Source organism: Arthrobacter sp. AL05, assembly GCF_029960715.1.
In the GTDB taxonomy this organism is placed as follows: Bacteria; Actinomycetota; Actinomycetes; order Actinomycetales; family Micrococcaceae; genus Arthrobacter.
In genome coordinates, this window is the sequence record NZ_JASBRC010000003.1 from 376,672 (window position 1) to 389,630 (window position 12,959).

9 protein-coding genes are annotated in these 12,959 nt (G+C 66.2%); 4 read left to right on the forward strand and 5 right to left on the reverse strand.

Translation table 11 applies throughout. The annotated features are described in order from the left end of the window. Window positions 1–12: 12 nt before the first annotated feature. From QK287_RS06335 to QK287_RS06345, 3 genes are read right to left on the reverse strand one after another with little or no spacing between them, the layout of a single operon-like run. Entirely contained in the window at window positions 13–1,335 is a 1,323-nt protein-coding gene (locus tag QK287_RS06335; RefSeq protein WP_282359584.1) for a sugar ABC transporter substrate-binding protein, read from the reverse strand. Window positions 1,336–1,392: 57 nt separating this feature from the next. Beyond that, window positions 1,393–2,535 carry a Gfo/Idh/MocA family oxidoreductase gene (locus QK287_RS06340; RefSeq protein ID WP_226775023.1) on the reverse strand — a complete coding sequence of 381 codons (1,143 nt, stop codon included), beginning with the start codon at window positions 2,533–2,535 and terminating at the stop codon, window positions 1,393–1,395. After that, entirely contained in the window at window positions 2,532–3,272 is a 741-nt protein-coding gene (locus QK287_RS06345) for a sugar phosphate isomerase/epimerase (protein ID WP_226775024.1), read from the reverse strand. The genes QK287_RS06340 and QK287_RS06345 overlap by 4 nt, the downstream gene beginning before the upstream one ends. Before the next feature lie 211 nt (window positions 3,273–3,483). Here QK287_RS06345 and QK287_RS06350 point away from each other — a divergent pair, with 211 nt between their 5' ends. Together QK287_RS06350 and QK287_RS06355 are read left to right on the forward strand one after the other, a co-directional pair. Then, the gene (locus QK287_RS06350) at window positions 3,484–4,695 is read left to right on the forward strand and encodes an ROK family transcriptional regulator (RefSeq protein ID WP_226775025.1); all 1,212 of its coding nucleotides are present in this window, start codon (window positions 3,484–3,486) and stop codon (window positions 4,693–4,695) included. 106 nt (window positions 4,696–4,801) lie between these two features. After that, window positions 4,802–5,995: an MFS transporter gene (locus QK287_RS06355; RefSeq protein WP_226775026.1), complete on the forward strand. Its 1,194-nt coding sequence runs from the start codon at window positions 4,802–4,804 to the stop codon at window positions 5,993–5,995. A 211-nt stretch (window positions 5,996–6,206) separates the two neighbouring features. Here QK287_RS06355 and aceB read toward each other — a convergent pair whose 3' ends face one another. Beyond that, the gene (gene aceB, locus QK287_RS06360; RefSeq protein WP_226775027.1) at window positions 6,207–7,868 is read right to left on the reverse strand and encodes a malate synthase A; all 1,662 of its coding nucleotides are present in this window, start codon (window positions 7,866–7,868) and stop codon (window positions 6,207–6,209) included. 205 nt (window positions 7,869–8,073) lie between these two features. Further along, a complete protein-coding gene (aceA, locus tag QK287_RS06365; RefSeq protein ID WP_282359585.1) occupies window positions 8,074–9,390 on the reverse strand; it encodes an isocitrate lyase in 1,317 nt (438 codons plus the stop codon). Between the two features lie 168 nt (window positions 9,391–9,558). Here aceA and QK287_RS06370 point away from each other — a divergent pair, with 168 nt between their 5' ends. Both QK287_RS06370 and QK287_RS06375 read left to right on the forward strand, forming a co-directional pair. After that, complete coding sequence (locus QK287_RS06370) at window positions 9,559–11,043, forward strand: helix-turn-helix transcriptional regulator (protein WP_226775029.1); 1,485 nt, start codon at window positions 9,559–9,561, stop codon at window positions 11,041–11,043. 105 nt (window positions 11,044–11,148) lie between these two features. Further along, the gene (locus QK287_RS06375) at window positions 11,149–12,897 is read left to right on the forward strand and encodes a pyruvate dehydrogenase (RefSeq protein WP_282359586.1); all 1,749 of its coding nucleotides are present in this window, start codon (window positions 11,149–11,151) and stop codon (window positions 12,895–12,897) included. Window positions 12,898–12,959: the final 62 nt, after the last annotated feature.

Sequence of the window (12,959 nt, forward strand, 5' to 3'; positions counted from 1 at the left end):
TGTCAGGCATTGTTACTGGGCCGCAACCATCTGGTTGTTGGCATCCTTGAGGGCGGACTGGACGTCTGCTTCCGTGACGGTCCCGGTGGCAGCCTTGGCAAAAAGGTTCTTGATCGCGGTGCCTGTCAGCGTTTCCATCTGGCCTTCCTTCGGGATCAGCGGCATGGGCAGGGCATGGTTGGCCAGTGCGTCGTTCTTGAGCTTGACCTCGTCGGTTTGGAATGCGGCATCCGAGGAGACGCTGGAAACCACCGGCAGGGAACGGTAGGCCTTGTTCAGCGCGACCTGCTCGGCGTCGCTGGTGAGCCAGCCGGCCAGCTTGATTGCGTTTTCTTTGTTCTTGGAATTTTTGAACACGCTCAGGTTGATGCCGGCGACGTGGCTCTGGGTGCCTTCGGGTCCGCTGGCACCTGCCTTCATCATGGGGATGGGGGCAACGGCCCAGTCCGTGAAGCCGCGGGCCTCAAAGTTCTTAACCGGGCTCTGGTCGAAAACCATTGCTGCCTTGCCGTTGATCAGGTTGTCCACTTTCTGCGAGCCATCCGAGATTTCGGCGTCCGAGGGCGACATCACCTTGTCAGTTGCCATCAGGTCAACCCACTGCTTCACACCCTCGACCTGGGCGGCACTGTCAAACGTCGGTTTGCCGTCCTTGTCGAAGAGGGCGCCGCCGTTCTGCAGCCCGCGCACGAAGGCCTGGTGGGAGTTGGCGGAGACCGAGGCTCCGGCAGCCGTAAAGCCCCACTGGTCCGGCTTTCCGTCGCCGTTGGTGTCCTTGGTCAGCTTCTTGGCGTCTGCGACGAACTCATCCCATGTGACCGGCGGCGCCTCGATGCCGGCCTCCTTAAACATTTTCGGGTTGTAGTACATGTTGTACGCGAGCCCGTACAGCGGGACCGAGGTCGGGGCCTTGCCATCAGCGCCGCCGGTGGACCAGCTGGTCTGCAGGAAACGGTCCTTGCCGCCGACAGCTTCGAGCAAGGCACCCTCCACCGGTTCAAACGCGCCGGTTTCCTGCAGGGTGACTGCCCAGGTGTTGCCGATGTTCAGGACGTCGGGGCCGTCGCCGCTGGTGACGGCGGTCAGGATGCGGTTGTACAAGTCGCTCCAGCCGATGACCTCGAGCTTGACCTTCACTCCGGTCTTCTCGGTGAAACGGTCCAGGCTGGGCTTGAGCTTGGCCGCGGTGTCCTCGAGGCTGTTGCCCTGGTTGGAGGCCCAGTAGGTGATGGTGTCACTGTTGGTTGCATGGCTGCTGCCGCCGCAGGCGGTCATGCCGAATGCCAGCGATGCCGTGGCGGCCAGGGCCGACAGGACTTTAATGGGGTTCTTCATGGTTGCTCCGGGTTTCTCGTCGTCGAGCTGGGGCTGGTGTATAGGGTCGGGCTGGGACTACCGGGCAGCGAGTGTCGCCGCGGTCGGATCCCAGTCCTCGGGTAGGGCAGGGACCTTGGCGGCGGAGCTTTCGACCTCCACGAAGGCGCGGGTGTCGATCGAGTCGGAGATGGCGGCCATGGTGTCGAGGATGTGGAATGCCAGCTCACCCTGGGCCCGGTGCGGCCGGCCCGCGCGGATGGCGCGGGCCATTTCCAGCACCCCTGCGCCGCGGCCGGCGGTGGAGCCGATGGACGGGACGGTGGTCCAGTCGTCGGAGCCAAGCGCGCAGATCCGGATGTCGCCGTCGAAGTTGTTCGGGTCCGGCAGGGCGATGGTGGCGTCGGAGCCGGTGATTTCCACAAAGCCCGCGCGCTTGAACGGTGAATCGAAGCTGAAAATGCTCTGGCCGGACTCGCCGCCTTCGAACTCCAGGATGGAGCTGACGTGCGTGGGGACGGTGACGGCGAATTCCTCGCCGGCCTTCGGTCCGGAACCGATGACCCGGGTTTCGCGGGACGTGGAGCCGAACGCCGCCACCCGTCGGACACTGCCGAAGGTCTGGACCAGGGTGGTGAGGTAGTACGGGCCAATGTCGAACAGGGGACCGGCGCCGTCCTGGAAGAGGAATGCGGGGTTCGGGTGCCAGGACTCCGGGCCGGGCGACTGCATTAGGGTCAGGGCCGTCAGTGGTGTGCCGATGTCGCCGCGATCGATCATCCGGCGCGCGGTCTGCAGCCCCGCGCCGAGGAAGGTGTCCGGGGCGCAGCCGAGCCGAAGACCGGCGGCGTCGGCCGCCTTGAGCAGTCCGCGGCCGCTTTCGCGGTCCAGCGAGAAGGGCTTCTCGCTCCAGACGTGTTTGCCGGCGTTGACGGCCTGGGTGGCCACCTCGACGTGGGCTGCCGGGATGGTCAGGTTGATGACGATCTCGACGTCGGGGTTGCCCAGTACGGCGTCGACTCCGCCGTGGTTTTCAATCCCGTACTCGGCTGCGCGGGCGGCGGCAGCCTCCTCGAAGAGGTCCCCGATCGCGACGACCCTGACGTCCGGGAAGCTCGTGAGGTTATCCAGGTATTGCTTGCTGATGACCCCGGCGCCGATAATGCCGACGCCGACAGGTCCCGATCCAAGCGGGCCGGACGCTGCTGCTGAGTGGCTCATGCGGAGACCTTCCCGGCGCTGAGGTAGTTGTAGCTGTCCCGGACCGCGTCGAACATGTCGCCCTGGAAATCGTCCAGTTCGATCACACCGGCTTCGAGGGATCCTGCCGCCGCGAGTACGTCCCAGACCGGCATCTTGCCGTCACCCACGGCGAGTTGGCTGGCGGGGTCGGCGGTGACGGGTCCGTCCTTGATGTGGATGAACTTCACCCTGTTGCCCAGACGGGCGAGGAGGCCGGCCGGATCCTGGCCGCCGACGGCAGCCCAGTACGTGTCGAGCTCGAGGACGACCTCCGGGTCCAGATGGTCGGCGAGGTGCTCCAGGGCGGTCCTGCCGTCGATCACCGACTCAACTTCCCACCAGTGGTTGTGGTAGCCGACGCGGACGCCATAGCCGGCACCTTTGGCGGCGGCGGCGTTGAGCTGGGATGCGGTCTCCTTGATGTCCTCGATCGTGTTCCAGCGCTCGATCGGAACGTGCGGATCGATGACGGTGCCGATGCCCAGCTGCCGTGCCGCCGCGAAGATGGCGTCCTGATCATCGCTGAGCAGGGGCGCGTGGCCGGAAGGTGCGGTGAGGTTGTTCTCGGCCATGGCCTGCTTCAGTTCAGCGGCTTTGGCGACGAAACGATAGGGCTCAACCATGGTGAAGCCGATGTCGGCCAGGCGCTGGATGGTTCCAGCGAGATCCTCTTCAAGGGCCTTGCGGACCGTGTAGAGCTGGATCGAGTATGACACTGTCTCTCCTCGTCGTTGGGGTGTGAGCTGCAGCTGTTTTTACTGGACCGCCCGACGCACCTTCGTGGGGCGTCCGGTTCAGTCAGGCAAGTGAGCCGCCTCACACCCCAAGCTAGAACGACTTATGCTGACCGTCAAGCAAAAGTTGCAAACTTAGTGCCAGTCTTTCTTCAAGGTGACATGCATAAGAACTTCGTGCTATCACTTACTCATGAGTACGACCACCGGCGCCGAACCCGCCGCGCCCGAGGCCGCCGGCAGCCTTTCCCGAGCCGGTGACCTGTTTCAGTTGTTGCGCGACGGCAAGGCCCGCACCCGCGCCGAACTGGCGCTCACCACCGGCCTGGCCCGCTCCACTGTCGCATCCCGCATCGACGCGCTGATGCATTCCGGACTGGTGGGGCCCGCCGGCGAGGCCAGCTCCAGTGGCGGCAGGCCGCCGTCGCGCTTTGCCTTCAACCCGGCCGCCCGCGTTGTGCTGGCGGTCGACGTCGGAGCCACGCATATGATCATCGCCGTTACGGACCTGGGTGGCACCGTACTGGCGGAGCGTCGGCTGACCCAGGATGTCGCCGACGGCCCGGATGTTGTGCTGGACCGTCTCGTCGCCGAAGGGACCAAGCTGCTGGGCCAGGCCGGCCGCGGCAGGGACGACCTCGCAGGCGTCGGCATCGGACTGCCCGGCCCCGTGGAGCACGGCACCGGAATGCCGGTGAAGCCGCCCATTATGCCCGGCTGGGACGGGTTCGACGTCGTCCGGCACGTCCGGCGCTCGCTGCCGGTCCCCGTGCTGGTGGATAACGACGTTAACATCATGGCGTTAGGGGAGCGGACCGGCTACTGGCCGGAACACGAGAACTTCCTCTTTATCAAGGTGGCCACCGGCATTGGCGCCGGCATCATCAGCAGCGGCCAACTCCAGCGCGGCGCCGACGGCACGGCCGGAGACCTCGGCCACGTCCGGGTGCCCCGCGGCGACGAGGTGCTCTGCCGCTGCGGCAACTACGGTTGCCTTGAGGCGCTCGCCTCCGGCCCCGCCATCGCGCACGGCCTGGCGCTCCAAGGCCTGCAGGCGGAAAACGGCGGCGACGTGCTGCGGCTTGTGGCCGGCGGAAACCTGCAGGCGATCCAGGCGCTGCGCCAAGCCGGCCGGGACCTCGGCGACGTCCTGGCCACCGTGGTGAACCTGCTTAATCCTTCGGTCATCGTGATCGGCGGAAGCCTGGGCCAGGCCGGCGAACACCTGATGGCGGGGGTCCGGGAGGTGGTCTACCGGCGTTCGCTGCCGCTGGCCACCACCCACCTGCGGATCGGCCTGTCCATGGCCGGGGACCAGGCCGCCATCCTGGGCGCCAGCCAGATGGTCACGCAGTACGTCCTCTCGCCGGCAGCGATCGAGGCGACCCTGCAGGCGGCGGGCTAACACTCGGGTTCGGGGACCTGTCATAAACGCCTGCCCGGCCGTGGCCCGTGATAGCAATGGGATTGATGAAAGCATATTTCCGCCCGCCGGCCGGGCTGCGGCAGCCATGAGCGCCAACGTCCTCGCCAAGGTGCCGCGCAGCTGGATCCTGCTGGCCGCAATCGGGCTCATCGCCCTGAACATGCGCGGCCCGTTCGTGGCCGTGGCGCCGGTGGTCGGCCTGATGCAGCAGGAACTCGGCTTCTCTCCGGTGGAACTGGGCCTCCTGACGGGCATCCCGGTGCTGTGCTTCGCCCTCGCCTCCCCGCTCGCCTCGCTGACCGGGCGCAAACTCGGCGCCGAAGCCGCCATCAGTCTCACCCTCCTGGGGGTGCTGCTGGGCATCATTGTCCGTTCCGCCGGCAGCGGCGCCACGGTTATGCTGGGCACCGCGATCCTCGGGATCGCCATCACGATCGGCAACATCGCCGTGCCGCTGATCATCCGGCGGGACTTTGCACCGGCCCGGCAGGCCACCGCGATGGGCATCTACACCGCGGCCCTTAACATTGGCTCCTTTGTCACCGCCATGGTGATGGCGCCGCTGGCCGGGATGCTTGGGTGGCGGCTGGCCCTTGGCGCCTGCGGGCTCTTCGCCGTCGCGGCCGTGCTGGCCTGGCTGTTCGCTTTCGGCAACCGGGCATTCCGCCCTGAACCCGTCCCAATGCCGGACGCGGGACGCGCCGGGATCAAGCGCGCGTCGCGCTGGATTACGGTCGGACTGACCGTGGGATTCGCCGGGCAGGCGTTCTCTTACTATGGTGTGACCGCGTGGCTGCCCAGTATCCTCGCCGACGAGCTGGGCATGACGGCCGATGGGGCCGGCGCCGGGTCCTCACTGTTCCAGATTCTCGCCATCGTCGGCGGTCTGGGGGTTCCGCTGGCGGCCCGTTTCGCCAGTACGACGGCGGTCGGACTCACTTTGGGATTGTTGTGGCTGACCGTCCCGGCGGGCCTGCTGCTCTCGCCCGGGCTGTGGTGGCTGTGGTCCTCGTTCGGGGGCATCGCCCAGGGCGGCGGCATCACCCTGGTTTTTATTGCCATCATCCGGCTGGCCCGGGATCAGGCCTCGGCCGGCCGGATGTCCGCCGTGGTGCAGGGGGTCGGCTATTCCTTTGGCGCGCTGGCGCCGACCCTCCTGGGCTATGTAAACGGCGTCTCGGGGTCCTGGACCGGGCCACTGCTGATGGTGCTCGGCTCCGTGGCGATGTTCATCCTGGGCACCGCTTTTTCGCTCCGTCACGTCCCGAAAGCACACTGAACCGGGCGCACCGCTTCCGCGGAGGGACAGCCAGGGCCCATATTCCCTGGGGAACATGGGCCCTGGCTGTTACTTCCCGACGCCGTCGTCGAGTTGCTGCGGGGGTCTTCCGTCGCTGGGCCGCCGCCCCGGATCTCGGGGGTGCCTGTTGCGAAGGGCGTGGCAGCCCAGCAGACGGAAATCTTTACCTTCCGGGGGTCCGGTCCGGACCTCAGGCGGGGGCGAGTGCGGGGTCCTCGACCGGGAGCTCACCGTCGCGCGCTTCATGCAGGAACCGGTCGTAGGCCGGCAGGGTCAGGAATGCCGGGAACGACGGGGTGAGCGTGACTTCCTCGAAGATGTCCCGGGCGTCGGCAAAGCGGTCGCCCTCGAAGCGTTCCAGCTTGGTGAACTCCTCATCCAGCATGTCCTCCACCCATTCGCGGGAGATGACCTCGCCCTGGTCCGTGATGGCACGGGAGAAGATCCACTGCCACAGCTGCGAGCGGGAAATCTCCGCGGTGGCGGCGTCCTCCATCAGGTTGTGGATGGCGACGGCGCCGTTGCCGCGAAGCCAGGACTCGATGTAGCGGATGCCAACTTCGATGTTGTTCCGGATGCCCTGCTCGGTGATGGTGCCGGTGGTGGCGGCGATGTCGAGCAGTGCGCGGTCGTCCGGGGTGACGTCCTCGCGGAGCCGGTCCAGCTGGTTCGGGCGTTCGCCCAGGACGCCGTCGAACACTTCACGGCAGACCGGAACCAGGTCCGGGTGCGCCACCCAGGAGCCGTCGAAGCCGTCGCCGGCCTCGCGGGTCTTGTCGGCACGGACCTTCTCGATGGCGATCGCGTTGGCCTCGGCGTCCTTGCGGTTGGGGACAGCCGCCGCCATGCCGCCGATCGCCATGGCACCGCGTTTGTGGCAGGCCCGGACCAGCTGTTCGGTATAGGCACGCATAAACGGCTGCGTCATGGTCACCTGGCTGCGGTCCGGCAGGACAAAACGCGGGCCGCGGGTGCGGAAGTTCTTGATCAGGGAGAAGATGTAGTCCCAGCGGCCGGCGTTCAGACCCGCGGCGTGGTCCTTGAGCTCGTAGAGGATTTCCTCCATTTCGAACGCGGCGGTGATGGTTTCGATCAGCACGGTGGCGCGGATGGTGCCCTGCGGGATGCCGAGCAGGTCCTGGGCGAGGATAAAGATGTCGTTCCACAGGCGGGCTTCGAGGTGGTTCTCGATCTTCGGCAGGTAGAAGTACGGACCCTTGCCCTGCGAGATCAGGCGGCGGGCGTTGTGGTAAAAGTACAGGCCGAAGTCCACGATGCCGCCGGCGATCGGGGTGCCGTCAATGAGCATGTGCTTTTCCGGCAGGTGCCAGCCGCGGGGACGGACCACGATCGTCGGCAGGTCCGCGGCGGGGTGGAGTTTGTATTCCTTGCCCTCGGTTGAGGTGAAGTCGATCCGGCGCTCCAAGGCGTCGATGAGGTTGAGCTGGCCCTGGATGACGTTGCGCCACGACGGGGTGGAGGAGTCCTCCATGTCCGCGAGCCACACCTTCGCACCGGAGTTCAGCGCGTTGATGGTCATCTTTTTGTCCACCGGGCCGGTGATCTCGACTCGACGGTCCGTCAGGCCGGGGGCGGGCGGGGCGACGCGCCAGGTCGGATCGTTGCGCACGGACTCGGTCTCGCTCAGGAACCGCGGGTCCTGGCCCTTGCCGATCTGCTGGCGGCGGTCACGGCGGGCCTGCAGCAGCTCCAGCCGACGTTCCGCAGTGGCCTTGTGCAGCTTGCCAACAAAGGCCAGCGCGTCCGGCGTCAGGACCTCGCTCTGCCGGCAGATGGGCTGGGCCGTCAACGTGATTCCGTTGATGGTGAAGTTGTCAGTGAAACTGTTCATTTCAATCTCTCCCTAGAGAAGAAGCAAGTTCGAGGGCGGCTGGCGACGTGCGTACCAGGCCGAAGGTGCCGGTGTTGCGGCAGCCTGCGTAAAAGGGGCCCCATTGCCGCCCCGCGATGTGGAAACGAAGCAGCGGCGGCAATGGGGAATAGCAGGCAGAGCAATGCCGGACCGAAGGCCGGACGGAGGCACCGCCGTCGGGTGTCTAGTGGAACTGGCCTTCTTCGGTGGATCCCACCAGGGCCAAGGTGGATGCGTTCGGGTTGAGCGCGGTTGCGATGTCGTCGAAGTAGCCGGTGCCAACTTCGCGCTGGTGCTTGGTCGCGGTGTAGCCGCGGGATTCGGAGGCGAATTCCTTCTCCTGCAGCTCGACGTAGGCGCTCATGCCTTCCCGGGCGTAGCCGTGGGCGAGATCAAACATCGAGTAGTTCAGGGCGTGGAAGCCGGCCAGGGTGATGAACTGGAAGGTGAAGCCCATGGCGCCGAGTTCGCGCTGGAACTTGGCGATCGTGGCGTCGTCGAGGTGCTTCTTCCAGTTGAACGACGGCGAGCAGTTGTAGGAGAGCATCTGGTCCGGGAAGTCTGCCTTGACGGATTCGGCGAACTTACGTGCCAGCTCCAGGTCCGGGGTGCCCGTTTCCATCCAGATGAGGTCGGAATACGGGGCGTAGGCCTTGGCGCGGGCGATGCAGGGTTCGATCCCGTTGCGGACCTTGTAGAAGCCTTCCGCGGTGCGCTCGCCGGTGACAAATTCCTTGTCCCGGTCGTCGACGTCGGAAGTGATCAGGGTGGCTGCCTCGGCGTCGGTGCGGGCGATGATGACGGAAGGGGTGCCCGCGACGTCGGCTGCCAGGCGGGCGGCGTTCAGTGTGCGGACGTGCTGCTGGCTGGGGATCAGGACCTTGCCGCCGAGGTGGCCGCACTTCTTCTCCGAAGCGAGCTGGTCTTCCCAGTGCACTCCCGAGGCGCCGGCCTGGATCATGGACTTCATCAGTTCGTAGGCGTTCAGCGGCCCGCCGAAGCCTGCCTCGGCGTCGGCGATGATCGGGACCATCCAGTCCTCAACGGTCTGGATGCCTTCGGAGAACTCGATCTGGTCGGCGCGGAGCAGGGCATTGTTAATACGCCGGACCACAGTGGGCACCGAGTTGGCCGGGTAGAGGGACTGGTCCGGGTAGGTGTGGCCGGAGTTGTTGGCGTCGGCCGCAACCTGCCAGCCGGAAAGGTAGATGGCACGCAGGCCGGCCTTGACTTGCTGCACTGCCTGGTTGCCGGTCAGTGCACCCAAGGCGTTGGTGTACTTGCCTTCCCTGTGCTCGGCGGTGAGCTGCTTCCACAGCTTCTCCGAGCCGCGGCGTGCCAGTGTGTGTTCCTCGGAGACACGGCCGCGCAGCCGGACGACGTCGGAGGCCTTGTAGTCCCGGGTGACACCTTCCCAGCGCGGGTTGGCGGCCCACTCGAGCTCCAGGGCCGCGGCTTGCTCAGCGGGCGTCTGCTGGGTGGGCTCAAATGCTGCAGTCATCTTTGTCTCCTTGGTGGGTCCGGGACCGGGTGCGCTGCTTCTTCGCAGAGCCCCTGGCTGATCCGGAGCGGTGTAACTTTTCCGTAAGACCCACTTTTCTGCACTTCCACGCATCTTTCTAGACCAAAACCATGGAAAGAAATGAACTTCTTCGCGTATTCTTAAGAAATGCACCCCGCCAGTTGGAACCGTCCCGCATCCGCAGCGACCGCCCCCGCCGTCCCGGAAGTCGACGTCATCAGCATGGGCCGCCGGGTCCGGCACCTCCGCAAGGCCGCCGGACTCACTCTTGATGACCTGAGCGCCACGGTGGGAACGGCCCCCAGCCAGCTGAGCCTGATCGAGAACGGAAAGCGCGAACCCAAGCTCGGTCTGCTCCAGCAGCTGGCGGGGGCCCTTGGTGTCAGCATCGACGAGTTGCTCGGTGCGGAACCGCCCAACCGTCGCGCGGCCCTGGAGATTGAGCTGGAGCGCTACCAGCGCAGCCCCATCTATGAGTCGCTGAAGCTGCCGACGATCCGGATCAGCTCCCGGCTGCCCATGGATGTGCTGGAGTCCATGGTGGGGCTCCAACACGAGCTGGAACGGCGGCTCAACGAGCAGGTGGCGACGCCGGAGGAGGCCCGCCGCGCGAACGGGAAGCTGCGCGCCATGATGCGCGAGCGGAACAATTATTTCCCGGAGTACGAGGCGGAAGCGCAAAAGGTCCTCGCCTCCGTCGGCCACACCAGCGGCCCGCTCTCCCACCACGTCATCGCAGACATTGCCGGGCATCTCGGGTTCAGCCTGCACCACGTGGGCGACCTCCCGCACTCCACTCGTTCGGTGACCGACCTCAAGAACCGCCGGATCTACCTCACCCAGAACGCGCGCAGCGACCATGATCCGCGCTCGGTGCTGCTGCAGGCACTGGGCCACTATGTCCTGGGGCACCAGACCCCCACGAACTACGGCGACTTCCTGATGCAGCGGGTGGCCACCAACTACTTTGCTGCTGCGCTGCTGCTGCCGGAGCAGGCCACCGTGGAGTTCCTGCAAAAGGCCAAGCAGGCCAAGGAGATCTCGGTGGAGGACATTCGGGACGCCTTCGCCGTGTCGTATGAGACCGCGGCGCACCGCTTTACCAACCTCGCCACCGAGCACCTGGACCTGCGGACGCACTTCCAGAAGACGCACAAAAGCGGCATTATCTACAAGGCTTACGAGAACGACGGAGTGACGTTCCCGCAGGACCACACCGGCGCCATCGAGGGCCAGCCGTCCTGCAAGAACTGGACCTCCCGGGTGGTTTTCGATGTGCCGGACAAGTTCAGTGCCTACAACCAGTACACCGACACCCCGGCCGGGACCTACTGGTGCACGGCGCGCACGGAGCGCTCCGCGAACGGGGAGTTCTCGCTCTCCGTGGGTGTCCCGTATGCGCAGGTGAAGTGGTTCCGCGGCCGGGAAACCACCGAGCGGTCCACGTCGACCTGCCCGGATGAGAGTTGCTGCAAGCGTCCGCCGGCCGCGCTGACCTCGGAGTGGGCCGGCAATGCCTGGCCCTCCGCACGGGCCCACTCGCACCTGCTTGCAGCGATGCCGCCGGGCGCCTTCCCCGGCGTGGACGAGACCGAGGTCTACTCATTCCTGCAGGCGCACGCGGGGAACTAGCTGGGCACTGCCAGGACCGGCCGGGGCCCGCCTGGCGCGGCACGCGGCCGGGGCGACTATATTGGCCGTGTCAGCTAACGGATCCGACCGCGGGAGTGCCCAGCCATGGCCAAGGAACTTGCCAGCCAGCTCATCGAACAACTGCAAGCCGCCGGCGTGCAGCGTATCTACGGAATTGTCGGCGACAGCCTCAATCCGATTGTCGACGCCGTCCGCAAAACCGGCGGTGCCGCGAAGGGCGGGATCGACTGGATCCATGTCCGGCACGAAGAAGCAGCCGCGTTCGCGGCCTCGGCTGAAGCCCAGCTGACCGGCCGTCTGGCGGTCTGCGCCGGCTCCTGCGGGCCGGGAAACCTGCACCTGATCAACGGCCTCTATGACGCCAACCGTTCCGGCGCGCCGGTGCTGGCGATCGCCTCGCACATTCCCAGCAAACAAATCGGCAGCAGCTTCTTCCAGGAAACGCACCCGGACCGGCTCTTTAACGAGTGCTCGGTGTACTCCGAGCTGATCAGCACCGCCGGCCAGGCCCCGAGGGTGATGCACAGCGCCATCCAGCATGCCGTCGCGCTTCGGGGCGTCGCCGTCGTGACCCTGCCCGGCGACATCGCGGGACTGGACGCGACCGCAGAAACCCCGGCGCCGGCAGCTTTCCTGCCGGCCACGCTGGTCCCGGACCCCGCCAGCGTGCAGGAACTTGCCGACGCCATCAACGCCGCGGACAAGGTCGCCATCTTTGCCGGTGCAGGCGTCCAGGGCGCCCATGATCAGGTCATTGGACTCGCCGAACTCCTCAAGGCGCCGATCGGCCATTCGCTGCGCGGCAAAGATTTTATGCAGTACGACAATCCCTACGACATCGGTATGACGGGGCTGTTGGGCTATGGCGCGGCGGCCGAGGGGATTGAGGACGCGGACCTGCTGATCCTGCTGGGGACCGATTTCCCGTACGACCAGTTCCTGCCCGCGACCCGGACGGCCCAGGTGGACCGGGCCGGGCAAAACCTGGGCCGGCGCACCGACGTCGACGTCGCGGTCCATGGCGACGTGTTGCCCACGTTGACCGCGCTGATGCCGTTGCTGGCAGCAAAGAAGAGCCGCCGGTTCCTCGACGCGATGCTCAAGAAGCACGACCGGCTGATGAACAAAGCCGTCGGCGCCTACACCCGGAAAGTGGAGAAAACCGAGCCGATCCATCCCGAGTATGCCGCGTCGCTGCTGGACCAGCTCGCCGCCAAGGACGCGATTTTCACCGCGGACACGGGTATGTGCAACGTCTGGACCGCCCGCTACATCAACCCATTGGGTACCCGGCGGCTGATCGGCTCGTATTTGCACGGCTCCATGGCGAACGCGCTGCCGCAGGCGATCGGCGCCCAACTGGCCTACCCCGGGCGCCAAGTGGTCTCGGTCTCGGGCGACGGCGGCCTGTCGATGCTGTTGGGGGAGCTGATCACAGTGGCCGCGCACCGGCTCCCGGTCAATGTGGTGGTGTTCAATAATTCCACCCTGGGCATGGTCAAGCTGGAGATGCTGGTGGACGGGCTGCCGGACTTTGGCGTCGATGTGCCCGATGCCAACTATGCGGCCGTGGCCCGGGCCCTGGGCTTCCATGCCGTCCGCGTCACGGATCCGTCCCGGATTGAGGCCGCCTACCGGGAAGCCTTTGCCCATCCGGGACCCTCCCTGGTGGAACTCATCACCGACCCCAAAGCGCTCTCGCTGCCGCCGAAGATCAAAGGTGCCCAGATCCTCGGGTTCGCGACGGCGATGTCCAAAGTGGTGCTCAACCGGGGCGCCGGTGAGGCCGTCAGCATGGCCCGGAGCAACCTGCGCAACATCCCGCGCCGCTAGCCCTTCTCGAGTTCGCCGGAATCGCCCCGGTTCGCCGGAAGCTTCCGGCGAACCGGGGCGAT